Annotated in this window: 20 protein-coding genes; 12 read left to right on the top strand and 8 right to left on the bottom strand. The window is 68.0% G+C overall.

From position 1 onward, the window contains the following. Positions 1 to 23: 23 nt before the first annotated feature. Positions 24 to 1,358: an O-antigen ligase family protein gene (locus ACSVDD_RS06330; RefSeq protein ID WP_448188441.1), complete on the bottom strand. Its 1,335-nt coding sequence runs from the start codon at positions 1,356 to 1,358 to the stop codon at positions 24 to 26. A gap of 112 nt (positions 1,359 to 1,470) precedes the next feature. Further along, the gene (locus tag ACSVDD_RS06325) at positions 1,471 to 2,646 is read right to left on the bottom strand and encodes a nucleotidyltransferase domain-containing protein (RefSeq protein ID WP_448188440.1); all 1,176 of its coding nucleotides are present in this window, start codon (positions 2,644 to 2,646) and stop codon (positions 1,471 to 1,473) included. A 76-nt stretch (positions 2,647 to 2,722) separates the two neighbouring features. Between ACSVDD_RS06325 and ACSVDD_RS06320 the strand changes: the two genes are divergently transcribed. The 5 genes from ACSVDD_RS06320 to ACSVDD_RS06300 all read left to right on the top strand — a co-directional run bounded on the left by ACSVDD_RS06320 (position 2,723) and on the right by ACSVDD_RS06300 (position 9,165). After that, the gene (locus tag ACSVDD_RS06320) at positions 2,723 to 4,153 is read left to right on the top strand and encodes an exopolysaccharide biosynthesis polyprenyl glycosylphosphotransferase (RefSeq protein ID WP_448188439.1); all 1,431 of its coding nucleotides are present in this window, start codon (positions 2,723 to 2,725) and stop codon (positions 4,151 to 4,153) included. Positions 4,154 to 4,223: 70 nt separating this feature from the next. After that, positions 4,224 to 6,461 carry a GumC family protein gene (locus ACSVDD_RS06315; protein WP_448188438.1) on the top strand — a complete coding sequence of 746 codons (2,238 nt, stop codon included), beginning with the start codon at positions 4,224 to 4,226 and terminating at the stop codon, positions 6,459 to 6,461. Between the two features lie 49 nt (positions 6,462 to 6,510). After that, positions 6,511 to 7,158 (top strand): hypothetical protein, encoded by a 648-nt coding sequence (locus tag ACSVDD_RS06310; protein ID WP_448188437.1) that lies wholly within the window; start codon positions 6,511 to 6,513, stop codon positions 7,156 to 7,158. Between the two features lie 148 nt (positions 7,159 to 7,306). Then, positions 7,307 to 8,239, top strand: a complete 933-nt coding sequence (locus tag ACSVDD_RS06305) for a hypothetical protein (RefSeq protein WP_448188436.1) — start codon at positions 7,307 to 7,309, stop codon at positions 8,237 to 8,239. A gap of 128 nt (positions 8,240 to 8,367) precedes the next feature. Further along, positions 8,368 to 9,165: a metallophosphoesterase family protein gene (locus ACSVDD_RS06300; protein WP_448188435.1), complete on the top strand. Its 798-nt coding sequence runs from the start codon at positions 8,368 to 8,370 to the stop codon at positions 9,163 to 9,165. 162 nt (positions 9,166 to 9,327) lie between these two features. On the opposite strand, the gene ACSVDD_RS06295 is transcribed toward ACSVDD_RS06300, so the two are convergent. Then, a complete protein-coding gene (locus ACSVDD_RS06295; RefSeq protein ID WP_448188434.1) occupies positions 9,328 to 9,927 on the bottom strand; it encodes a polysaccharide biosynthesis/export family protein in 600 nt (199 codons plus the stop codon). A gap of 353 nt (positions 9,928 to 10,280) precedes the next feature. On the opposite strand from ACSVDD_RS06295, the gene ACSVDD_RS06290 reads away from it, so the two are divergent. From ACSVDD_RS06290 to ACSVDD_RS06280, 3 genes are all read left to right on the top strand, one after another. Next, positions 10,281 to 11,675 (top strand): outer membrane beta-barrel protein, encoded by a 1,395-nt coding sequence (locus ACSVDD_RS06290; RefSeq protein ID WP_448188433.1) that lies wholly within the window; start codon positions 10,281 to 10,283, stop codon positions 11,673 to 11,675. A 180-nt stretch (positions 11,676 to 11,855) separates the two neighbouring features. Further along, a complete protein-coding gene (locus tag ACSVDD_RS06285) occupies positions 11,856 to 12,164 on the top strand; it encodes a DUF6916 family protein (RefSeq protein WP_448188432.1) in 309 nt (102 codons plus the stop codon). 79 nt (positions 12,165 to 12,243) lie between these two features. Next, entirely contained in the window at positions 12,244 to 12,663 is a 420-nt protein-coding gene (locus ACSVDD_RS06280; RefSeq protein WP_448188431.1) for an OsmC family protein, read from the top strand. Positions 12,664 to 12,672: 9 nt separating this feature from the next. Here ACSVDD_RS06280 and ACSVDD_RS06275 read toward each other — a convergent pair whose 3' ends face one another. Continuing rightward, positions 12,673 to 13,041: a hypothetical protein gene (locus ACSVDD_RS06275; RefSeq protein ID WP_448188430.1), complete on the bottom strand. Its 369-nt coding sequence runs from the start codon at positions 13,039 to 13,041 to the stop codon at positions 12,673 to 12,675. Between the two features lie 277 nt (positions 13,042 to 13,318). Here ACSVDD_RS06275 and ACSVDD_RS06270 point away from each other — a divergent pair, with 277 nt between their 5' ends. Next, on the top strand, positions 13,319 to 15,121 hold the full coding sequence (locus ACSVDD_RS06270; RefSeq protein WP_448188429.1) for an EAL domain-containing protein: 1,803 nt from the start codon (positions 13,319 to 13,321) through the stop codon (positions 15,119 to 15,121). A gap of 248 nt (positions 15,122 to 15,369) precedes the next feature. Here the strand turns inward: ACSVDD_RS06270 and ACSVDD_RS06265 are convergent, their stop codons facing one another. The 4 genes from ACSVDD_RS06265 to ACSVDD_RS06250 all read right to left on the bottom strand — a co-directional run bounded on the left by ACSVDD_RS06265 (position 15,370) and on the right by ACSVDD_RS06250 (position 20,255). After that, positions 15,370 to 16,461, bottom strand: a complete 1,092-nt coding sequence (locus tag ACSVDD_RS06265; RefSeq protein ID WP_448188428.1) for a PAS domain-containing sensor histidine kinase — start codon at positions 16,459 to 16,461, stop codon at positions 15,370 to 15,372. Positions 16,462 to 16,587: 126 nt separating this feature from the next. Then, the gene (locus tag ACSVDD_RS06260; protein WP_448188427.1) at positions 16,588 to 17,805 is read right to left on the bottom strand and encodes a 3-oxoadipyl-CoA thiolase; all 1,218 of its coding nucleotides are present in this window, start codon (positions 17,803 to 17,805) and stop codon (positions 16,588 to 16,590) included. 4 nt (positions 17,806 to 17,809) lie between these two features. Continuing rightward, a complete protein-coding gene (locus tag ACSVDD_RS06255; protein WP_448188426.1) occupies positions 17,810 to 19,330 on the bottom strand; it encodes a 3-hydroxyacyl-CoA dehydrogenase in 1,521 nt (506 codons plus the stop codon). Positions 19,331 to 19,493: 163 nt separating this feature from the next. Next, the gene (locus ACSVDD_RS06250; RefSeq protein WP_448188519.1) at positions 19,494 to 20,255 is read right to left on the bottom strand and encodes an enoyl-CoA hydratase; all 762 of its coding nucleotides are present in this window, start codon (positions 20,253 to 20,255) and stop codon (positions 19,494 to 19,496) included. A 149-nt stretch (positions 20,256 to 20,404) separates the two neighbouring features. On the opposite strand from ACSVDD_RS06250, the gene ACSVDD_RS06245 reads away from it, so the two are divergent. From ACSVDD_RS06245 to ACSVDD_RS06235, 3 genes are read left to right on the top strand one after another with little or no spacing between them, the layout of a single operon-like run. Next, on the top strand, positions 20,405 to 21,220 hold the full coding sequence (locus ACSVDD_RS06245; RefSeq protein ID WP_448188425.1) for an IclR family transcriptional regulator: 816 nt from the start codon (positions 20,405 to 20,407) through the stop codon (positions 21,218 to 21,220). Positions 21,221 to 21,235: 15 nt separating this feature from the next. Next, positions 21,236 to 22,387, top strand: coding sequence for an acyl-CoA dehydrogenase family protein (locus ACSVDD_RS06240; protein ID WP_448188424.1), 1,152 nt, complete (start codon positions 21,236 to 21,238; stop codon positions 22,385 to 22,387). Position 22,388: 1 nt separating this feature from the next. Next, complete coding sequence (locus ACSVDD_RS06235; protein ID WP_448188423.1) at positions 22,389 to 23,945, top strand: class I adenylate-forming enzyme family protein; 1,557 nt, start codon at positions 22,389 to 22,391, stop codon at positions 23,943 to 23,945. Position 23,946: the final 1 nt, after the last annotated feature.

Here is a 23,946-nt window from a genome sequence, read left to right as displayed (position 1 = left end):
GCCACAGAGTTTCACCGCCGCCGTCAGGCTCGCGAACTCCAGGATTGTGCGACGCCGGCACCGACTATGGCCGCCCAGGTCACTGCCACCGCTGGGACTTGCATGCTGTAATCCAGCATCGCGTGCATCCCCACCAAAACTGTGGCCGCCAGCCCCAGGGCGGGATAGACGCGGTCGGTGTGCCGCACCAGGATACCACGCACGCACAGGCCGGCCAGCCACAGCACCGCAAGAATGAGAGCGGCTGCAGCCGGAATGCCCAACTCCAGCGCCAGTTCCAGATAGGTGTTGTGCGCCTGATCCCAAACCTGCATCAAGCCGAGCGGCCGCTCCATGGCGAAGACCGCCGGGAAGCTGCCCAAACCGGAGCCCAGCCACGGCCTCCCGGCGATGGCGTCCAGTGCCATGGCATAGATTCGCAGCCGGTCCGGCAGGTCCGGCATGGCGTCGCGCCTCAGCCACAGCAACGTAACGAAGCCGGCGAGCGTCACTACCCCCACACCGGCGGTGACGAGGGCCACCCCTGTCCGTGGCTGCGGCCGGCTGGCCACCAAAAGGCCGGCGACCAGGACCCCAAGGCCCGAGGCGGCAGCGGCCACGCCGGCCCGCGAGCCGGTGCCGAGCAACGCCGCCGCGAGGACCAGCGCCGCCGCCGGGAAGACGATTGTGGGCCGCCGCACATGCCGCAGCAGCGTCACCAGCCGGATGGGCCCGGCCCCCATCCGGTGGGCGGCCGCAGCGACGGCGCACAGCAGGGCAAGGCCGGCGTAGGTCGCGAACGTGTTGCGGTTGACGAACGTGGCGGTGACGTCACCGCGATAGGCCCACTTCTCCATCCACAGGATGGTTTCGCTCCCGGAGACATGAAGCAGCAGCCCGTACACCGCGTAGAGTCCGCCGGCGATGGCGAGGCCTTCCACGAAGTGGTGCGCGCGGCGGGATGAGCGGGTGTGCAGCAGCGCCAGCCAGAACACGCCGCCATAGCACAGCAGCCGCATGACGCCGTCCAGTGCGGCTCGCTCGTCGAGGCCGATGCGCCCGGCCGTCTGCACATCGGGGGCGAGCGCTGCCGCGGCGTCTCTCCACAGGGGATGCCAGAGCTGGTCCGGCACGCCCGGTACACTCTGTACCATTGCCCAGGCCAGGGCGGCCGCAAACAGCAGAGAGGGCACCAGGATGCGCCCCGGCGCTACGGTGCGGGTCCCTTTGTCACGCCACAGGGCGAGCGGCCACGTCAAGCACAGCAGGCCGACCAGCGTGGCCAGCAGGGTCCAACTCCAGGGACGGTTGGTGCCTAGCGGCAGGGGGGCCAGCGTGACGACGATGAGCAGGCACCAGAAATGGAATCGCCGAAGCATTGCCGGTCGCCGCCCGCCGTTACACCGTCACCGGCGAATAGAACAAAGTGGTTGTGTTGGCAAGGGACCATAGCTGTGCCGCGAACTGCCGGTGTTAGGCGTCTCGCTCCCCTCAACGGCGGTGTCGGCGCTGACCGTGGCGGAAAAGGCGGATGAAGCGGCGAAGTAGTATGGCCGGCATGGATGCACCCGGAGCCTCCTCCACGTCGGCCTCTCTCGGTCGCAGCAGGGCCGCCAGCAGCGCCGCCTTGCCGGCCGGCCGGGTCAGCAGCGCCAAATCCGTGGGAAGCTTGGCCGAGGTCGGCCGCCGCCCGGCCAGGGCGTCGGCGTCCGGCAAGCCGATCAGGCCTCCGGCCCACAGCGCAGCCAAGCGCCGCACTGTGCGGTCGGGCGGCGGACACCATTCCGGCAGCGGTGCGTTCAGCAGACCGGCGGCCAAGCGGCAGCCCACGGCAAGCGGCCGGACGAGATCCCACTGCTGCGCCAGGACGGTCGTCCGCGAGCCGCCGTCGCGGCCGCTGCGCAGTCGTTCAGCCACGTCGCATAGCCAACTCAGCCGGGACCATCCATGGCTCGATCCATGCACGCACAGATACAGGAAGGTCTCCGCGTCCGGCAGCGTTCGAACCGGTGTCCCGGCAAGGTCGACAGTGACCGAGCCGGTCATGGCCTGCGCCACGGCGACCGGGAACAGCATCCGCGGCGAGGTGAATTCCCAATGCAGGTCGATCATGGTGCCACGGGCCGGCGCTACGAACGCCAGTTCCGCCAATTGCAGCCAGCCGGAGCCGAGAAACGGTGCTGCCGCCGGCGTCATGGGGCGCAGCCCAAGCCCTTCCAGCACCCGTGCTGCCCTCGGAGCGTCGGAGGGCTGGACATAGAGGTCCACGTCGCTGGCCTCGCGGCCGGCGGGATTCCCCCAGGATGCCACCGCTTCAACGGGCCCCTTGACGAGCAGTGCCGGAACGCCCGCCCCCTCCAGTGCCCGCACTGTGCGGGTCGCCTCGGTCGTGGCCGCGAGGGCCCGCAGGCTGGCGCGCCGCGCCGCTGCGCCGATGTGGGTGCGGGCGATCTCGGGGAGGGGGAGGGCGTTCATGGCGCGATGGACAGGAAGCACGATCCTGTGCCCGACCGCCATCTCGATGAACCTGTCCCAATCGACCCCACGCTCGACGGCGCTTCGCGCGCCGGCCTCGTCCGGTGTCCGCCGGGCCGACGCAAGCAGCAGGTCGACAGTCGCGTCGGGGCCGGCGGCACCCGTATCGGGTGAAAAAGGAAGTGAAGTCATTTTTTAACTAGTGTAGCTAGAATGCTGCTGAGCCCTTCTTACGACTATAGCGCTCCCCAGACTAACCGAAAGCAGCATGAACACGCAGGCCGATTGCACAATGCACGACGTGCCGGGCCGTGAGGCCGAGGCGCCGGGGGAACGGTTCCTGGCGCCTGTGCAATCCAATAAGGTTCTCGCCACCGCGGTTCTGGTCGCGGGGGACATCCTGGTGCTGGAACTGTCGATCGCCTTCGGCACGCTTCTGCGCATTCTCGCAAGCTCCTGGTTCCCGATCGGGATCGGACCCAGCATCTTCCTGGGCGTCCATGCGGCGGTGTTCCTGCTGCCGCTCGGCTACTGCATGGCCGGATTGTACCCGGGCTACGGGCAGACGGAGGTTGAGCGCCTGCGGTCCCGCACCATTGTCACCGGATTGTCCTTCGGGGCCATGGTCCTCTTCGACTACTTGGCGCAGGACGGGAAATGGTCGCGCGGCATCCTTCTGTCTTCGGCGATGATCGCGCTGGTGGTGAGCCCGGTGTGGGATGTCGTCGCGCGCCGGCTGCTCATTCGCCTGAAACGGTGGGGAGCGCCCGTCGCGGTCTGGGGGGCCGCCGACCGTCGCGCAGCGGTCATCGAGGCGTTGCGGGAGAATCACCAATTGGGCTGGGTTCCGGTGCTGGAGGGCGACTGGCCGGTACCGGGCAAGTTGCCTCCGGCCGACATCGAAGTGGCGCTTCTGGTGCTGCCGCGAACCGGCTCGCCGGCGCTGGCGCTGGCCGACGAGCTTCCCTACCGCCGCGTCATGCTGGTGCCCGATGTCAGCAACGTGCAGAGCCTCTGGGTCTCCGTCCGCGACCTCGGCACCTACCTCGGTCTGGAGACGCGGCGCAACCTGCTGGCCCCCTTCAACCGGATCGTGAAGCGGGCGATGGACGTCGTGCTTTCGTGCGTGGCGCTGGTGCCGGCGTTGCCCATCCTCGCGGTGTTCGCGCTGGTGGTGGTGGTGGCCTCGCCGGGCCCGGCGTTCTTCGTCCAGACCCGCACCGGCCTGGACGGACGCCCATTTCGCATGTGGAAGCTGCGGACCATGGTGCCGGACGCCACCGAGCGTCTGGCGGAGCTGTTCGCGAGCCTGCCGAGCGCGGAAGTTGAATGGAAAAATCATATGAAGCTTCGGGCGGATCCGCGGGTCATTCCGTTCGTCGGCCGCCTCATTAGGCGCTTCAGTGTTGACGAACTGCCGCAGCTGTGGAACGTCATCCGTGGCGACATGAGCCTGGTCGGACCCCGGCCGTTGCCAAGCTACCATCTGGCGGTGCTCGACCCCGCGGCGAACCGGCTGCGCCAGAGCGTGCGCCCCGGCCTGACCGGCCTCTGGCAGGTCGCCGGGCGCAGTTCCCGTCCGCTGGCGGAGCAGCAGCGGCTCGACACCTACTATGTTCGAAACTGGTCCATATGGCTTGACATCCACATCCTGGCCTGCACGGTGGTTGCGGTGCTGCGGGGGAAGGGGGCCTGGTGATGAGCGTCGTGCATCCAGGCGGGTTCCCGGTGGCCGGGCTCCGTCACCGTTCCATTCAGTCGGGTCGATCATGAATCACATCGTGCGTGCCGCCAATATGCTCCCCAGCCAGCCGGCACAGGCCCGGGCGAATCTCGACGTCAACATCGCCAACATGCTGCGGACGCTGTGGCGGCGACGGTTCTTCCTGGTAGCTTGTCTGGTGCTGGCGGTCACGGTCACCTGGGTAGTGCTGTCCCGCATCACGCCCGTCTACTCGGCCAGCGCCACGGTGGCCATCGATACCCGGCGCTCTCGCGTGATAGACTTCAAGGAGGTGCTCTCCCAGATGCAGCCGCATCTGGTGACCGTCTTCACCGAGGTGGAAGTCGTGCGGTCGCGGGTTATCGCGCAACGCGTCGCCGACAAGCTCGACCTTTACAACGACCAGGAGTTCAACCCGTCCCTGCGCAAGGAGGATGGGTACAGCCCGCTCGCGTCGGTGTTCGCGCTGTTGCTCGAAGCACGCAAGCTCATCCGGGACGAGCCGGCCCCGCCGCCGCCCGACCCGCAGACGCAGGAACGGAAGATGCGCGCCGGGGTCGTTGACGCGCTTATCGGACGGCTGTCCGTCAGCCCCGTGCCGCAGTCGCTGGTGCTGAGGCTGACGTTCAACTCGACCGATCCGGCCAAGGCGGCGCAGATTGCCAACGCTTTCGCCGACGCCTACATGACGGAGCAGCTCGAGACCAAGTTCGACGCCGTCCGTCGCGCCAGCACATGGCTCAACACGCGCCTGGAAACGCTGCGGCAGAACGTCGTGGCGTCCGAACGCACCGTTGCGGCCTACCGCAACTCGAATGGCCTGATCCAGAACAAGGGGCAGCTGCCCAGCCAGCAGAAGCTGACCGAACTGAACACCCAACTCATCACCGCTCAGGCGAAGCGGGCCGAGGTGGAGGCGCGCGTCGCACGCGTGGAGGCGCTGGTGCGGTCTGGCCGTGGCGGTGACGGTGCCGACGAGATGCTGGACTCGCCGCTGATCCAACGCCTGCGCGAGCAGGAGGCGATGCTGTCGCGTGAGGCGTCCGAACTGGAGCTGCGCTATGCCCCGCGCCACCCGCAGATGGTGAAGGTCCGGGCGGAGCTGTCGGATCTCCGTGGCAAGATCGCCGGCGAGATGGACCGTGCCGCGCAGGCACTGCGCAGCGAACTCGCCGTGCTCAAGGAGCGTGAGGCGGGGACGGCCAGCCAAGTGCGCCAGCTCGAAGGCTCGGTCATGGAGCAGAACAAGGCCGAAGTGCAGTTGCACGAATTGGAGCGCGAGGCGCAGGCGAACAAGGCGCTGTACGAAGCCTTCCTGTCCCGCTTCAAGGAAACCGGCGAGCAGGAGCAGATCCAGCAGGCCGACGTCCGCATCGTGTCCTACGCCGAGGCGCCGAACAGCCCGTCGTACCCGCGCAGCGGTCTGCTGATCTTCGGTGCCGCCATCCTGGGGCTGTGCGCCGGAATGGTGCTGGTGGTCATGCTGGAGCATCTCGACAACACGGTTCGCAGCCGTGAACAGTCCGAGGAGATGACCGGCGTCGCGTCCATTGGCATGATCCCGCAGATCCGTGGCGCCGGAAAACGGGTGGAGAACTACCTGCTTGAGCACCCGGCCTCGGCGTTCGCGGAGGCGTTCCGAATCATCTGGTTCGCGCTGAAGCACGCCTCGCCCGCCGAGAGTCCGCACGTCATCATGGTGACTTCCTCGGTACCGGAGGAGGGCAAGAGCCTTACTGCGCTGTCGTTGGCCAGGACGGCGGCCAACCTGTCCATGCGCGTCGTGCTCGTGGACGCCGACCTTCGCCGCGCCACCCAGGGCGGCCTGCTGGGCATCGCGCCGGAGCGCACCATCGTCGATGTGCTGACCGGACAGGCGTCGCTGGACGAGGTGATCCGCCGTGACCCGCGCACCTCGCTGGACGTGGTGCTTGGCCGGCCGGTCAAGACGCAGGAACTCGACTTGGTGGCGTCGAACCGCCTGCCGGAAATGATCGAGGCCCTGCGCGAGCGTTATGATCTGGTGATCATCGACAGCCCGCCGACCATGCCGCTGGCCGATGCCTATGTGCTGGCTCGCATGGCGGAGCAGACGGTGTTCTGTGTCCGCTGGGACAAGACCCCGCGGAACGTCGTTGCTGCGGCGGTGCGCGGTCTGCTCGATGCCAAGGTGAACGTGGTGGGCACCCTGCTCACACGTGTCGATGTCCGCAAGCACGCACGCTACGGCTATGGCGACATCGGGTACTACTATGGCCGCTACCGAAATTACTATGCGGACTGACCCCACTGCCGCCCGAGGGCGGCGCGGAGCCGGTGCCAGCGTGTTGTCCATGCTGCTCGGGATTGCGCTGCTGGTGCTCGCCGGCCCGCGCCTGTCCGCCGAGGTGGCGCTTCTGCTGGCGGAGCGGCCGCTGCGCGAGGCCGAAGCCGGGCGCCCCGTCGCTCCTCCTGACCTGCGCCACACCGCTGAGGTGATGGAGTTTGCGGCGACCCACGGCACCGCGGCCCGGACTTACGACAGCGCCGGCCGGGCTTGGCTGGCCCTTGCCGGAACGCTCGACCGCGGGGTGTTCGATCGGGCGGCACGCTCGCTGATGGCTGGCTTGGCGCTGGCTCCCGGCGATTCCCGGAGCTGGCTTCTGCTGGCCCACGTGGAGCACCGGCGCAACCGTCTGCTCGAAGCGGCGCGGGCGTGGCGCCTGTCGGTGGTCACCGGCCTCTTCGATCCGGAACTGATGTTCCAGCGCGAGCAGAGCGGCCTGGCCCTTTGGCCTTACATGGACCTCGACGCGCGCGATGCCTTCGGTCGGCAACTCGCGGTGCACTGGGCCTGGGGGCCAAGCGGCCTGTCGGAGCTGATCCACCGCTTCAATGCCATCGCCATCGCACAGCATGCGCTGGCCGGGCATCCCGAGGCCGCTGCGGACTTGACCATGCGGGTGAACCGGCGCGCCGAAAACGACAAGGCGAGGCCATGATACGGTTCCCGGTTCAACCGATGCGTCACAACCCCGCCAATCGGCACACGCAAAGGCGAAGCAGGCAATTGCGATAGGCATCTTTCGTGGTATTATCCGGCAACGGCTTTGGCCGGCGCGCGTCGCAGAGCAGATTTGGGAGCAGCGTATGGTCATGCGCAATCGGATTGCCGTTGCAACGGCGATGGTACTGCTGGTGGGCATTTCGGCGTTGCCCGCGTTGGCCCAGAACCGGCCGCAGGGCAACGCCGCCGCCCAAGGGGCAGGGACCCTGCCGCCTGCTTTGCAGGCAGCCATTCAATCCGGCAACGCGCAGGCGGTGACCCAGGCGATCGCCACTCTCAGCGGCGGCAACTCGCAACGCGCCGCTGCGCTTGCGGACCAGACGGTCCGGGCGGCGGAAAGCATGCTCGCAACCAACCCGCAGGCAGCCATCGCCATAGCCAGGGTGGCGGTGGAGACGGTGCGGAGCGAATCCGTGCAGTCCGGCTCCCCGCAGCAGACGCAGGACGTGGTGACCACGGCCGCGCGCATCTTCATCAACCCCACCGCGCAGCGCGTCGCGCCGGAGCAAACCGCGGAACTGGCGGCGGCGGCGGTGCAGGTCGCTAGCTCCACCAAAAACCCGTCGTTCACGGCCAGCATCGCGGCGCAGGCTGTCGCCACGGCCGAAAAGGTTCTGAAGGATGCCCCAGCGGCGGCACTGCAGGTGGCCAGCGCCGCCGTGCAGGCGGTGAAATCTACGCCTGTGCTCAGCAGCGCTCCGGAGAAGAGCCTGGAAACGGTCACCATCGCGGCGCGTATCATCATCACGCCGGAGGCGCAGAAGATTGGTGGGGATACGGTTAGGTCCATCGCCACTGGCGTGTCCGACGCAGCCAACAATCCGGTGGTGGTGCAGAACAATCCAGCGGCGGCCAAGGATGCCGGGGATAAGGCCAAGCAGGCTGGGGGGCCAGAGGTAGCGGCAGCCAACCCACAGAACAATCCGCAGACCAACCAGCAGACCAACCCGAACAATAAGCCGGAAGTCGTGCTGCCGACGGTCCAGGACAAGACGCTGACGGCCAGCCCTGGCTGATCGCCGGATGGGAAGCGACGTGCCTGGGAGTTCCGGGCACGCGTTTGCATATTCCTCTGGCCGGGGTGCAGGAAGCTGGGCACATTGGGCACCCATTTCCCCGGTGCACCCATGTTCGTAGTGTTGTCATGACGCGGCGTCTGGTTTCCGTTTTCCGGCGCCTGTCCCAGTCCCTGCGTGGCGACGCTGCCCCGGCTGTTCCGGCCCGGGTTCCCGACGGGCTGATCGTCTATGCCGTCGGCGACATCCACGGCGAGAATGGCGCGTTGGACAAATTGCTGGCCCGGATCCGCGACGACAGAGCGGAGAATGGTGCTGGCCTCTCCCCGGTCATTGTGTTCCTCGGCGACTATGTGGATCGGGGGCCGGACAGCCGCGGCGTGCTCGACCGACTGTGCGGGGAGCCGCTGCCCGGCTTCACCGTCCACTTCCTGCTCGGCAACCACGAACAGGCGATGCTGCGCTTCCTTGATGCACCGCGCGAGGGGGCGGATTGGCTGGCGTACGGCGGCGCCATGACACTGACCAGTTACAAGGTGCCGAGTCAACTCGGCGTGCGTGAGGCGGATCGCGACGCCGCGTTGTGCGAGGGGCTGGCCGCACGGTTGCCGGCTGAACACCGGCGCTTCCTGGAGGCGCTGGAGACCTGCGTGGTCTATGGCGACTATGCTTTCGTGCACGCAGGGATACGGCCTGGCCGGCCGCTCGCGATGCAGACGGCCGAGGATCTGCTGTGGATCCGTCAGCCCTTCCTCGACTGGCCGGACCGGCATGAGAAGGTGATCGTTCACGGCCATACGCTGGTGGACGCGCCGCAGGTCCTACCGAATCGCATCGGTATTGATACCGGAGCCTACGCCACGGGGGTGCTGACCGCCGTGGCCCTGCAGGGCGACAGAGTGCGCATCCTGCAGGCCCGCCGCTGATACGGCCGGCGCATGGATGCTTCCATGACCGGCCAGCCGTATCACCCTCCCACTGGCGACAGCCCATTGCCACAGGCAAAGGGCGAGAACGGTGCATTGAGCTGTTGGGTTTGAACCGAAGGCGCTTGATGGATGGCATCGAGCGCCTTCGGCATCGAGAGGTTAGAACCGCCGCTGCGTCACACGGACGATGTCGCCGGGAAGGATCGGCGTGCGCTCGTTCGCGCGGTATTCCTTCTGTTCCTCGTCCTGCTGGCGCACCAGCACCACCTCGCCCTCGCGTGCCCGGTAATCGTATCCGCCGGCCTTGGCGATGGCGCTGAGGACGGTCATCCCAGTCATGTAAGGAAACTCGCCGGGCTGACGCACCTCGCCCAGGACATAGAAGGGCCGGAAGGTCTGCACCTCCACCGCGACTCGCGGCTCGCGCAGATAGGCCTCCTTCTTCAGCGCCTCCTCGATTCTCTGGGTCAGCGCTTTCGCGGTGATGCCGCTGGCCGGGATGTTTCCCATCAGGGGCAGCGCGACGTTGCCTGCCGGATCGATGATGAAGTCGCCGGACAGGTTCGTTTCGTTGAAAACGGTGACGCGCACCCGGTTCCCCGGCTCCAGCCGATAGGTGTCGGTGGGGTTGATCGTTTTCATCGGCGCGTCCACTGACGGGAAGCTGACAGTGTTGCCGCACCCGGTCAGCAGAAGCACCGCGACCGCGGCAGCGCTGACGGATGAGCGGACGATGCGGCCAATGCGATGTGACGGCATGGATGAAACACTCCCACCAGGGTCTAGTGCAACGGCTCGGATTGCCCCGATGGCATTAGAACCGGCCCACGGATTTGCGCCCACTTAAATCACTTTCGTGCGTGCTCGCAACAGTGGAATTAGCTCGAATTACAGATAGCCCCGGATGTCGGAGCTTTGTCACGGGCATGTCTTTCAATCGGCCAGGGGCGACCCCGAATGGGCCGCAGCCGAAGGCCTGGAATCGCCCGGATTGTGTCGGTTAGGGCACGTATGGACGGTTGAATCGCTCAAAGGTCATTGCTCGCTGGTTCTAGGCCGATTGTAATGGTATGAGGCATGCTGTCTTCAACCGTTTGGGCCGATTACCCGCGATGTCGAACGTGCAGGATGCCCCCGGAACTTCCACTGTCGTAATCACGAACCGCTTGGGCGCAGCACTCGGGGCCGTGCTGCAGGTGTTGAGCGTGGGCGCGGGTATGTATTTCGTGGCGGAAGCCGCCGCTCCGCACGACGCGTTGGCGCAGACGGCATCGCCTCGGCCGGTGCCCCGCACCGGTGCAAAGATCACCACGGAGACGACCACTCCGGGGGCCGCGGCCCCGGAGCAGACGGACGACTCGACGCGCGTCCACGACTCGTACCAGCCCAAAGGTATCGAGCTTGGGGAGTTCCTGCTGCTGCCCAAGATAGACGTCGACGAGATGTACAACACCAACTTCTACGCCACGGAAAACGACAAGAAGTCCGAGTTCATCACCGCCATCCGGCCCGAATTGAAGCTGCGCTCCCGTTTCCGGGAGCACGCGCTGAACGTGGTTGTTCAGGCTGAGCAGTACCTGCACCGGAAATACACCCACGATAACCGCCTCGACCTGCAGGCCGAGGCCGATGGGCGGTACGACTTCTCGACCGAAACGCAAGCCAACGGTTACGTGCGGTTGTTCTCCCAGCACGAGGACCGCGGCAGCCCCGACGACACGCGCGGCCTGGAGCCGGCGCAGACCCGCGGCGCCATCAATCGGTTTGGCGTCAAGCACCAGTTCGGACGCTTTACCGTCGGCGGCGACGTCGGCCTGAACCGTCGGGTCTTCAACAGCGTGGAGACGAGCGCCGGCACGACGATCAGCAACCAGGATCGCGACCGCTGGGAGAGCGAGGCCAGGGTGCGCGGCGGATACGAGTTCATCCCAGGGTACGCGGCGATCACCGAGGCGAGCATCAACTCCCGCCGTTACGACGACCGTTTCGACCGCCGGGGCTTCGAGCGCAGCAGCCACGGCTACCGCATCGAGACGGGTGTGGGTGTCGACGTCAGCCAGTTGATCCGCGGTGACTTCCTGGTCGGCTATCTGCAGCAGGACTATCGGGACCCTCGGCTCTCGGATCCGCAGGGACTGTCCTTTCGAGCGACCTTCAACTGGACGCCGTCGACGCTGACCGTCGTGGTGCCCTCGCTGGAGCGCACGGTCAACGAAACGACGACCACCGGCGCCTCGGCGATGGTCCGCAACGGCTTCTCGCTTCTCGTGCGCCACGAGTTGGAGCGCAACATCGTGCTGACCGGCTATGCCGGGGTTTTCTATGATCAGTACTCTGGACTTGAGCAGAGCAGTTGGACCTACGAGGGCCGTGCCCGCGCCACCTATGCCTTCACACCGGAATTGTATGTCGCCAGCGAACTGGCCTACCGGCAGAAGGATTCGCAGATCGTGGGCCAGAGCTTTGATCAGGCCGTGATTATGCTTCGCCTCGGTCTGCAGATGTGAGTTATCTGTGGCGGGGCGTCGTCTTTGCTGACGTTCCGCCGCCCGATGGTGCTGCTCCCGGCCCCGCGCAAGCGGTGCAGGCGGCGGCTGTGGTCCGGCAGCCGATTTCAACTGTTTGCAGACGCGGCCGGTCATGGCAACGTTAGCCCCCATTCCAACATCCCCCTCGGGATACGCCGCATGACCGATCTTCTGACGCTGACGCTCGACTCCTTCACGCCGCACGTCGGCACGCCCTTCGCGCTGAACCATCCCGAGTTCCAGGAGACGTTCACGCTGGTGGAGGCGAAGGCGGGCATACCGCACGACCATCCGATGAAAAAGCGCGACCCGTTCTCCCTGCTCTTCCACGGCAGCAGCACCGACCGGCAATTCAACCAGCAGATCATGCCGTTGAAGCACGAGGCGATGGGCGAACTGGCGATCTTCCTGGTGCCGCTCGGGCGCAACGAGGACGGCTCCATCCGCTATCAGGCGGTGTTCAACTAAAGCCCCCAGATTAAAACCGACATTGCGCCGATGCACCGGCCTCGGCTAGCGTCGGGGCCGTTGCAATCGGGAGGCCGGGATGAAGGCGCGCGTGAGGTGGGTGGACGGCATGATGTTCGTCGGCGAGTCCGGCAGCGGGCATGCCGTGGTCATGGATGCTGCCCCGGCGGTGGGTGGCCGCGACCTGGGCATCCGGCCCATGGAGATGCTACTGCTGGGCCTGGGCGGCTGCTCGTCCATCGACGTGATGATGATCCTGAAGAAGGGCCGCCAGACGGTGACCGACTGCTGGGTCGAACTGGAGGCCGAGCGCGCCGAAACCGATCCGAAGGTGTTCACCAAGATCCACGCCCATTTCGTGGTGACCGGCCGAGGCATCGACCCAACGAAGGTCGAGCGCGCCATCGCGCTGTCGGCGGAGAAGTACTGTTCCGCCTCGGTGATGCTGGGCGCCGTGGCGGCGATCACACACGGCTTCGAGGTGCGTGAAGAGGGCTGAGCGCTCCGGTCAATGCGGCAGCGCCAGCAGTCCGGCGATGCCGTCCAGGGTGCCGCGGTGGCGGCGCCAGCGGTGGCCGCGCTCGTCCACCTCGAACAGGCGGACGAAGGGCGTGTGCGGCAGCATCGGGTCCAGGTGAACCTCGACGATGTCGGCGCCCGACGGGCAGGTGTCGATCAGCGGGTCGGCGGATTCGAAGGCGTGGCCGGCGCGCAGGCAGCGCTCGGCGAAGCGCTCCAGCAGCACCGAGGCGGAGTCCGCGTCGCGCAGCGGCCGCAGTTCCGAGATGACCTGCGGCATGCCGCGGAAGCTGGCCAGGAACAGGCCGGCCGCGTGCCGGTCGTCGTGCACCACGAGCTTGATGGGGTTCGGTCGCATGGGCGCGCGCTCCTTAGAGCCGGATGTCGACGGAGAACAGGGCGAGGTCGGCCGCGGCATAGGTGGGCCGCCGGGCCAGCGCCGCGCGCAGCAGGCCGGTCAGGGGTGAGAAGAGCTGGCGCATCGCCGTGTCCTCGCCGGTCAGGGTGTGTCGCCCCTCTTATGCGCCGCGCAGTGTGACAGTTTCCATCACGGCCCGGTCATTGTGCGCCGAGTCACAAAACCGCAAGACGCGTCTGCTATAGCTTCCGCTACCGCAGTTGCGCCGGAGCCGACGATGGGCCTTTCGATCCTGGACGCCCTGGACCATGAGGGCGACGCGCCGTCCGTCCCGGTGGCGGCGTCGGTGGCAGAGGCGTGGCGCGGGACTCTGGCCGGCATCGAATATGCCTTTCAGCCCATCGTGCAGATGCGCACCGGCCGTTGCTATGGCTATGAGGCGCTGATGCGCGGCCTCGACCGCACGCCGTTCGCCGACGCGAACGCGCTGCTCGACACCGCCTGCGCGCAGGGCGTGCTGGTGGAGGTGGAGGCGGCGCTGCACGCCAAAGCCATCGAGAGCTATTGCGCACTGGACGGCTGGCTGAGCGCCAAGCTGTTCCTCAACGTCGACGCCCGCGCGGTGGGGGTGAGCCCGCTGCTGTGGCTGCCGGTGCTCGACCGCTTTCCCGGCCTGGGCGTGAGCTTCGAGATTTCCGAGCGCAAGGAGTTGCAGCCCGAGGTCGGCATCGAACAGGTGATCGAGCAGTACCGGCGCGCGCATCTCAGCGTGGCGCTGGACGATTTCGGCGTGGGTTACGCCGGGCTCAAGCTGCTGTACGAGGCGAAGCCTGATTACGTGAAGGTGGACCGCTTCTTCATCGACGGCATCGGCCGCGACGTGCGCAAGCGCGCCATCGCCAACGCGTTGATCAGCTACGCGCATGCGCTGGGCATCCTGACCATTGCCGAGGGCGTGGAGACGGAGGCCGAGTTCTACGCCTGCCGCGATTTGGGTTTCGACTTCGCGCAGGGCTATCTGATGGCCCGCCCGCGCACGGCCATGATCGAGTTGCCGCTGTCCAGCCCGGTGGTGGAGCGGCTGAACCGCACTGACCGCCGCCGCGCCGCCGCCAGTCACCAGCGCGTCTACGAACTGATGGAGCGGCTGACGCCGCTGTCCGTCGTCTCGCCGAAGACGGCGCTGCTCGACTATTTCTGCGCCAGCGGCGCGCCGCCCATCGCTCCGGTGGTGGACGATCACCGCCGTCCGCTGGGGCTGGTGCGCGAGCGCGACCTGAAGCGCTTCGTCTATTCCCGCTTTGGCGGCGAACTGCTGCGCAACAAGGGCGTGGGCGGCAACCTCGCCGACCTCGTCATCCGCAGCCCGGTGTGCGACATCGCCACGCCGCTCAATCAGGTGATCGAGGCCTTCTCGGCCGAGGAGGCGAGTGACGGCATCATCATCATCGAGGCCGGCGAGTACGCCGGTTTCCTGTCGTCGGGCGCGCTGATCCGTCTGGTGCACGAGCGCAATCTGGCCATGGCCGCCGACCAGAACCCGCTGACACGCCTGCCCGGCAACACGGCCATCGTCCGCCACATCGACTCGGTGCTGGAGGACCGCGACCGGCCGCACGTGCTGGTCTATTTCGACTTCGACAACTTCAAGCCGTTCAACGACAGCTTCGGCTTCCGCCAAGGCGACCGCGCCATTCTGATGTTCAGCGAGCGCCTGAAGGCGTTGGCCGGGGCGGGCGGGGCGTTCGCCGGGCACATCGGCGGCGACGACTTCTTCCTGGCGGTGAGCGGCCTGGACGAGGTGGAGGTGTGCGGCCGGCTGGCCGAACTGGTGGCGCTGTTCCGCTCCGACGCCGAGAGCCTGTACGACCCGGAGACCCGCCGGGCCGGCGTCCTGGTCGCCCACGACCGCTACGGCAACGCGCGGGAGTTCCCGCTGCTGTCGGTGAGCGGTGTGGCGGTGGCGGTGCCGGCCGGCGCGCAGGGGCTGACGCCGGACGCCATCAACGCCACCATCGCCGCCAACAAGGCGCTCGCGAAGAGCAGCCCGGAGAAGCTGCACGTGGTGCGGTTGGGTTGATTGCCCTCTCCCGCTTCCGGCAGGAGAGCGAGGTTTCCTTGGCGTTTCGGCGGCGCTGGATGGAACGCTGTGGAACACTATGGAACAGTGTGCAGGGGGTGTTCCATTCGACCGGCACCATACGGACACGGCTCTCCGACGAGGATTGTCATCCTAGAATAAATCGCTCGCAAGAGCAAGCGCAGCGTTCGAACCAGCGTGCAAACCACGGCCTCTCCCCCAACGGAGCTGGGGGGAGACCGTGCCCTTTATGCCCGCGCGGCGCGCAGGAGCACGGTGGCGGTGGTGCCGCGGCCGGGGGCGCTCTCCAGCCGCAGGGAGCCGCCCATGCGCTCGGTCAGCATCTTGGCGATGAGCAGGCCCAGGCCGCTGCCGAGGTGGCCGTCCCGGTCCGGCGTAGCGTGCGTGTGGTCGAGCCGGAACAGCTGCGGCAGCGTCTCCGGTGGAATGCCGACGCCCTCGTCGCGCACGGACAGCGCCACGCCGTCGTCGAGTGTGGCACTGGACACCACCACCGTGCTGCCCGATGGCGAGAAACGCACGGCGTTGTCCACCAGATGGCGCAGCGCGGCGGTGAGCGCGGAGAGGTCGGCCAGCGCCAGGACGTCCTTCGCCGCGTTCACCAGGGTGATCGCGCGGCGGCCGGCGGACGGGGCCATCTCCTCGATCAGATCGTCCACGACACCGCCGACCCGGTAGCCGCGCAGGTCGATCGGCATCTGGTTTAGTTGCAGGCGCGACCACATCGCAAGGTTTTCGATCATGCGCATGACCTGCCGGCCGGCGTCGTCGCACAGGTCGGCACAGCCCGCCATGTCGGCGGTGGGGAGCATCTGCGTGACGCCGAGGATGGCGCTCATCGGCTCCTTGAGGTCGCGGCACAGCAGGTCGAGGAAGCGGTTGACGCGTTCGATGGTGTCGGTGAGCTGGTCGCGCTCGTTCCGCAGCAGCGCTTCCGCCGTGTGTCGCCGGCTGATGTCGGTGACCACGATGAGGGCGTCGCCCGAATTGGCCACCGTGCCGCTGTTGAAGATGGTGTGGACGAGGCTGCCGTCGCTGCGCACCAGCGTCATGTCGTAGGTGCGCCGCGGCGTCAGGTCGCGCATCGCCACCTGTCGGTCGATGGTGCACAGGCTCTCGTCGGCGACGAAGGCCAGAAGCGGACTGCCGACCATCTCACCGTCCCGGTAGCCGAGCAGCGCGCACATGGCCGGGTTGGCGTAGGTGAGGATCAGGTCCCGGTCGACGATCCAGCAAGGAGCCGCCGCCGCGTCCAGCAGGGCCGGAGCGGGCAGCGGAGCCGTGTGCGGCGCGTGAACGGAATGGAGCGGCATCAACATCTCGGCTTCCTTGTTTAAGAATCAAAACAATGACTTGGCCGGGATGATAGACTCGCTCTGGTTGCCGGAATTAAACGCTCCCATGAAATTGCCGAGACGGTCGTGTGGAGGTTTGATGACGCTCCTTCACACCCGTTCGATGACGGCGGCGATGCCCTGGCCGATGCCGATGCACATGCTGACCAGCGCGTAGCGCCCGCCGGTGCGCTCCAGTTGGCGCAACGCCGTCAGAGCCAGACGGGCGCCGCTGGCGCCCAGCGGGTGACCGATGGCGATGGCGCCGCCGTTCGGGTTGAGGCGGCTGTCGTCGCCCGCGATCTCCAGCAGCTTGGCACACCCCAGCACCTGGGTGGCGAAGGCCTCGTTGATCTCGATGACGTCCATGTCCTGGAGACTCAGCCCGGCGCGTTCCAGCGCCTTGCGGCAGGCCGGCACCGGCCCCAAACCCATGACGCGCGGCTCGACACCGGCGATGGCGCCGGACACGATGCGCCCGCGCGGCTTCACGCCGGCGGCCTCGCCGGCCGCACGGCTGCCGACGATCAGCGCCACGGCGCCGTCGTTGAGGCCGGAGGCGTTGCCGGCCGTCACCACGCCGTCCTCAGCTAGCGGACGCAGCTTGGCGAGGCCGGCGGCGTCGGTCTCCGGGCGTGGGTGCTCGTCCTCGGCCACCACCACGGGCGGCGCCTTGCCGCGGGCGGGCAGGGTGATCGGGGTGATCTCCTCGGCGTAGAAGCCGGCGGCCTTGGCGGCGGCGTACTTTTGCTGCGAGGCCAGGGCGAAGCGGTCGCTCTCCTCGCGGCCGATGCCGAGGTCCTTGGCGATGTTGTCGGCCGTCTGCGGCATGGTGTCCGCGCCGAACGCCTTGGTGATCTTCGGGTTGGGGAAGCGCGCGCCCATGGTGGTGTCGAAGATCGCCGCGTCGCGCGAGTACGCGCTCTCCGCCTTCGCCAGCACGAAGGGGGCGCGGGTCATGCTCTCGACGCCACCGGCGACGAACAGCGCGCCCTCGCCGACGCGCACGGCGCGCGCCGCGTCCATCACCGCGGCAAGCCCGCTGCCGCACAGCCGGTTGACGGTCTGACCGCCCACCTCGACCGGCAGGCCGGACAGCAGGGCGGCGTGGCGGGCGACGTTGCGGGAATCCTCACCGGCCTGGCAGGTGCAGCCGGAGATCATGTCCTCGACCGCGGACGGGCTGAAGGCGCTGCGCTGCATGATTGCGGCGATCACCGAGGCCAGCAGGTCGTCGGGGCGGACTTTGGACAGGGCGCCGGCGTGCCGGCCGAAGGGGGAGCGCAGTCCGTCGTAGATGTAAGCGCCATCGTCAATTTTTGTGGTCATGGGATCAGGCCTCGGGAGTCGTCAGGGGCACGTTGAGCAGCGCGCGGCGCTTGAGCCACGGGCTGGGGCGGTAACGGGGGTCGCCGGTGAAGGCGTGCAGCGCCTCCAGCACGGCGAGGATGCGGCGCGGGCCGAGCCTGTCGCCGAAGGCCAGCGGCCCGTGCGGGTAGCCGAGACCGAGCGGCACGGCGCGGTCGATGTCGGCCGGGGTGGATATTCGCTGCTGGGCGATGTCGCAGCCGATGTTGACGATCATCGCCACCACGCGCTGCGCCACGAAGCCGGGACTGTCGTGGATCACCGTGACCGGAGCGCCTCTACCGAGTGCAGCGTGCACCGCGTCGCGCACAGCCGGATCGGTGACCGGGTTGGTCATCAGCGTGCGCCGGTTGTCCAGGCCGAACAGGGTGTCCACCGCGACGGTGCGTGTCGGGTCCAGTCCCTCGGCGAGCGCCGCGGTGGTGCAGTCCTCACCCAGCGGCGCCACGATGCAGGCGGAGCCGGGGGAGGGGCGGTCGCCGCTGTCGATCTCGACACCCTCCAGCGCCTTCGCCAGCACGCCGGCACCCTCCGGGTTGCGGTTGCCCAGCCAGACGGGCATGGGGGCTGCTTCGGGCGGGGGCACCTCGGCGGGCAGGACGGGCCTGCCGGCCTCGTAGGCGTAAAAGCCGCGGCCGGTCTTGCGGCCGAGCAGGTTGGCGGCGACGAGCTGACGCGGCAGCACCGAGGGGCGGAAGCGCGGCTCTTGATAGAATTGGGCGTACAGCGACTCCATGACCGCGTGGCTGATGTCGATGCCGATCAGGTCCAGCAGCTCGAACGGCCCCATGCGGAAGCCGGCGGCACCGGTGAGGATGCGGTCGATGTCGGCATAGCCCGCCACGCCCTCACCGACGATGCGCAGCGATTCCGTGCCGTAGCCGCGGCCAGCGTGGTTGACCAGGAAGCCCGGCGTGTCCTTGGTGAGCGCCGCGAAATGGCCCATGCGGGCGCCGAGACCCAGCAGCGCGTCGGTGACCGCGGGATCGGTCAGCACGCCCGGTGCCACCTCGACGATCTTCATCAGCGGCACGGGATTGAAGAAGTGGAAGCCGGCGATGCGCTCGGGCCGCTTGCATGCCGCGGCGATGGCGGTCACCGACAGCGACGAGGTGTTGGTGGCGAGCACGCAGGCCTCGCTGACCACCGCCTCCAGGCCGGCGAACAGGGCGCGCTTGGCGTCGAGGTTCTCGACGATGGCTTCGACCACCAGGGCGCACTGCGCGAAGTCCGGCGCGTCCGGCGGTACCGGGGTGAGGCGGGCCTTGGCGGCGGTGGCGGCTTGCGCTGAGAGCTTGCCCTTTTCGGCGAGACGGTCGAAGGCGGCGTCGATGGCGGCGACCGCCTCCTCGGCGGCACCCGGCTTGGCGTCGGCAAGGATCACCGAGACGCCGGCCGCCGCGGCGATCTGCGCGATGCCCCGGCCCATGGTGCCGGTGCCGACGACGCCCATCACGAGCTGATCGGACTGCGGGTCGAAGGTCATGAATCCTCCCATTCGTTCTTAACCCTCTCCCGTCCCGGGAGAGGGTGGCCGGCGGCAGCCGGCCGGGTGAGGGTAAGGCCAAGGATCCTTGCAGTGACCCTCACCCTCCCGCTCGTGCCGAGCGGGCCCCTCCCTCTCCCGGGGCGGGAGAGGGGCTCTAAGTTCATTTCCCTTCGTACTTCGGTCGTCGCTTCTCCAAAAACGCCTGCATGCCTTCCTTCTGGTCGCTGGTGTCGAACAGCAGTTGGAAGGCCTTGCGCTCCAGCATCAGCCCGGTGGCGAGCGGGGCGTCCATGCCGGCCAGCAGCACCTCCTTGATCTGCATGACCGCGATGGGCGGCATGGCGGCGATGGTTTCGGCGGTCTTCAGCGCGGTGTCCAAGACCTCGGCGTCCGGCACGACGAGGCTGACCAAGCCCATGGCGTCGGCCTCTCGGGCGGTCACCGGCTTGCCGGTGAGGATCATTAGCATGGCCTTGAACTTACCGACCGCGCGGGTCAGCCGTTGGGTGCCGCCAGCACCGGGCATCACGCCGACACGGATCTCCGGCTGGCCGAGTTGCGCGCCTTCACCGGCGATGATGATGTCGGCGTGCATGGCCAGCTCGCAGCCGCCGCCCAGCGCGAAGCCGTTCACCGCGGCGATCACCGGCTTGGGGCAGCCGGAAATGGCCTGCCACAGCAGGTGCGACTGGCGCAGCAGCATGTCCGCCGCCCCGACGCCCGCCATCTCCTTGATGTCGGCACCGGCGGCGAAGGCGTTCTCGTCTCCGGTCAACACAATGGCGCGCACGTCGGCGGCCTTGCCCAGATCCGTGAACGCCTCGGCCAGTAATTGCCGGACACGGCCGTTCAGCGCGTTGCGCACCTCCGGCCGGTTGATCCGCACCAGCGCCACGCCGTCGCGCGGGCGTTCGACCACCACTTCGGTCAAGGTTCCCTCCCTCTAATTTCGCATAACGAAACTGAGTTTCATTCTTGTTGACATGACCCTAAACCGCGGGCAGGATCGCTGCAACAGAAAACAATCCGGCGCACGAACGGCCGGATGCCCGGAGGGAGCGGGCGAAACCTATGAGAAAGCGCGACGAGATCCCTGATGTGGACGACCTCGCCCCGATCGAGGGAAAGGACCCCAGGTTCGTGACGGCGCTCGCCCGCGGCCTGGATGTCCTGCGCGCTTTCCGCCGCGGCGACCCGCCGCTGGGCAACCAGGAACTGGCGGAGCGCACCGGCCTGCCGAAGCCGACCATCTCCAGGCTCAGCTACACGCTCTCGCGGCTTGGGTTCCTTGTGTACGACGGGGCGACGGGCAAGTACCGCCTGGGCACGCCGGTGCTGTCGCTGGGGTATACGGCGCTGTCGGGGCTGGGCATCCGCTCGGTGGCGCGGCCGTTCATGCAGGAACTGGCCGATCACAGCGCGCTTCAGGTGGCGCTCGGCAGCCGCGACCGGCTGAGCATGGTGTACCTGGAAAGCTGCCGCGGCGATTCGCCGGTCATTCTGCCGCTGGACGTCGGCTCGCACATCAAGCTGGGCACCACGGCTATGGGCCTCGCCTATCTCGCCGGTTTGCCCGATGCGCAACGGGCGGCGCTGATGCCCCGCATCGAGGAGCACGAGGGCAAGCGCTGGCCGGTGGTGCGCGACGGCATCCTGGCTGCCGTCGAGGAGTACCGCGCCAAGGGCTACTGCACGTCCGTCGGCGCGTGGAAGGCGGAGGTGAACGCGGTGGGCGTGCCGCTCATCCCGCACGACGGCTCGCCGGTGCTGGCCTTCAACCTCGGCGGCCCGGCCTTCCTGGTCGATCCCAAACGGCTGGACGACGATTTCGGCCCGCGGCTCGCCGCGATGGTGCGCCGGATCGACGCCGCCCTCTTCAACGCGTGAACCGGAGACGATTCCATGGCTTTGGACCCCGAGACCCTGCAACAGCTCCTCGACACCGTGGCACGCTTCGTGCGCGAACGGCTGGTGCCGCTGGAGCACAAGGTCGCCGAGGATGACGCGATCCCCAGGGAGATCGTCGCCGAAATGCGTGAGCTTGGCCTGTTCGGCCTGTCGGTGCCGGAGGAGTACGGCGGGCTCGGCCTGACCATGGTGGAGGAGGTGCAGGTCGCCTTCGAGCTGGGCCGCACCTCGCCGGCGTTCCGCTCGCTGATCGGCACCAACAACGGCATCGGCTCGCAGGGCATCGTCATCGACGGCACGCCCGAGCAGAAGGCCACGTACCTGCCCAAGCTGGCGTCCGGCGAGATCGTCGGCGCCTTCGCGCTGACCGAACCCGAGGCCGGGTCGGACGCCGCCAGCCTGCGCACCAGCGCCCGGCGCGACGGCGATCATTACGTGCTGAACGGCACCAAGCGCTTCATCACCAACGCGCCGCACGCCGGCCTGTTCACCGTCTTCGCCCGCACCAACCCGGACGAACCCGGTGCGCGCGGCGTCAGCGCCTTCCTGGTTGAGGCCGGTACGCCGGGCCTGACCATCGGCAAGATCGACAAGAAGATGGGGCAGAAGGGCGCGCACACCGCCGACGTGATCTTCGAGGATTGCCGGGTGCCGGCCGCCAACATCATCGGCGGCAAGGAGGGCCAAGGCTTCAAGACGGCGATGAAGGTGCTGGACCGCGGCCGGCTGCACATCGCCTCGGTGTGCGTCGGGGTGTCCGAGCGGCTGATCCAGGACAGCCTGCACTACGCCATGGAGCGCAAGCAGTTCGGGCAGCCCATCGCCGAGTTCCAACTGGTCCAGGCGATGCTCGCCGACTGCCGGACAGAGGCGTACGCCGGGCGCTGCATGGTGCTGGAGACGGCGCGCAAGAAGGACGCCGGCGTGGACGTCGCCACCGAGGCGGCGTGCTGCAAGCTGTATTGCTCGGAGATGGTCGGCCGCGTCGCCGACCGCGCGGTGCAGATCCACGGCGGCGCCGGCTACATCGCCGAATACGGGGTGGAGCGCTTCTATCGCGACGTTCGGCTGTTCCGCATCTACGAGGGCACCAGCCAGATCCAGCAACTCGTCATCGCCCGCAACATGATCCGTGAGGCCGCCTGACGTGAGCGAGGAACAGGCGATCGTGGCGGCGCTGCCGCGGCGGATCAGCCATCCGCCGCTGGCCTGGGCTGACAGGACCCCCGACGCGCCAGCCCTGCGCGAGGGGGGCACGGAGTGGACCTATGCGCAGCTCGGTGCCGCGGTGCGGCGGATGCGCGACCGCATGGCGGGCTTGGGCGTGCGCGGTGGCGACCGGGTGATGCTGATCGGCGAGAACGGCTTGGCGCTGGTGACTCTGATGCTGGCGGCGAGCGAGCTGGACGCGTGGCCGGCCATCATCAACGCCCGGCTCTCCGAGCGCGAGATCGACACCATCCGCGACCATTGCCGGCCGCGCCGGGTGTTCTACACCGACGCCGTCTCGCCGGACGCCGCGGCGCACGCCACCCGGCATGGGGCGACGCCGCTGGGCGATGCCGAGTTGCCGGCGATGGCGGTTGGGCCGCTGCTCGACGCCGAACCGGAGCCGGTGTTCGCGGACAACGCCCGGCAGGTCGGCGCGCTGATCTACACGTCGGGCACGACGGGGCACCCCAAGGGCGTGATGCTGTCGCACCTCGGGCTGCTGTTCGTGGCGGCAATCTCCGGCCGTCAGCGCGGGCTGAACAGCGCCGACCGCACCTACGGTGTGCTGCCGATCAGCCACGTCTTCGGAGTGGCCTCGACCTGTCTGGGAACGCTGTACGCGGGGGGATGCCTGCACACGGTGCCGCGCTTCGATCCGAAAGCCGTCGTCCGTGCTCTGGAGGAGGAGGGAGTCACCGTCCTGCAAGGGGTGCCGGCCATGTATGCCAAGCTGGTCGAGCACATCCGGGCGAGCGGCAAGCCACTGAACGCGCCCGCGCTGCGTTACCTGTCGTCGGGCGGGTCGGTGCTCGATCTGGCGCTGAAGCAGGACGTCGAGGCGACCTTCGGGCTGGTGCTGCACAACGGCTACGGCCTCACCGAGTGCTCGCCCACGGTGACGCAGACGCGCATCGGCAGCCCGCGCACGGACACCTCCATCGGGCCGCCGCTGCCGGGCGTCGAGGTCCGTTTCGTCGATGCCGCGTCGGGCCGGGACGTGCCGGCGGGGGAGGTTGGCGAGCTGTGGGTGAAGGCGCCCAACGTGATGCTCGGCTACTACCGGGCGCCGGAGCTGACCGCCGAAATGCTGACGGAGGACGGCTGGCTGCGCACCGGCGACGTGGCACGGCTGGAGCCGGACGGCTGCTTGAGCGTCGTCGGCCGCATCCGCGAGATCATCATCCACTCCGGCTTCAACGTCTACCCGGAGGAGGTCGAGGGCGTGCTGTCCAGCCACCCTGCGGTGACGCTGGCTGCGGTGATCGGCCGCCAGGCGGCCGGCAACGAGGAGGTGGTGGCCTTCGTGCAACTCGCCCCCGGCAAGACGGCCGGCGAGGCGGAGCTGAAGGCCTGGGCGGCGGAGCGGCTGGCGCCCTACAAGCGCCCGGCGCGCATCGTTGCCGTGCCGGCGCTGCCCGCCAGCCCGACGGGGAAGCTCAAGAAGGGCTCGCTGCGGGACATGGCGGAGGGGTTGCTTGGCGGCGGAACTTAAA

This window comes from Azospirillum terrae, assembly GCF_053470425.1.
The sequence above is the reverse complement of the archived record's forward strand: the minus strand, read 5'-3'. Positions and strand labels throughout refer to the sequence as shown.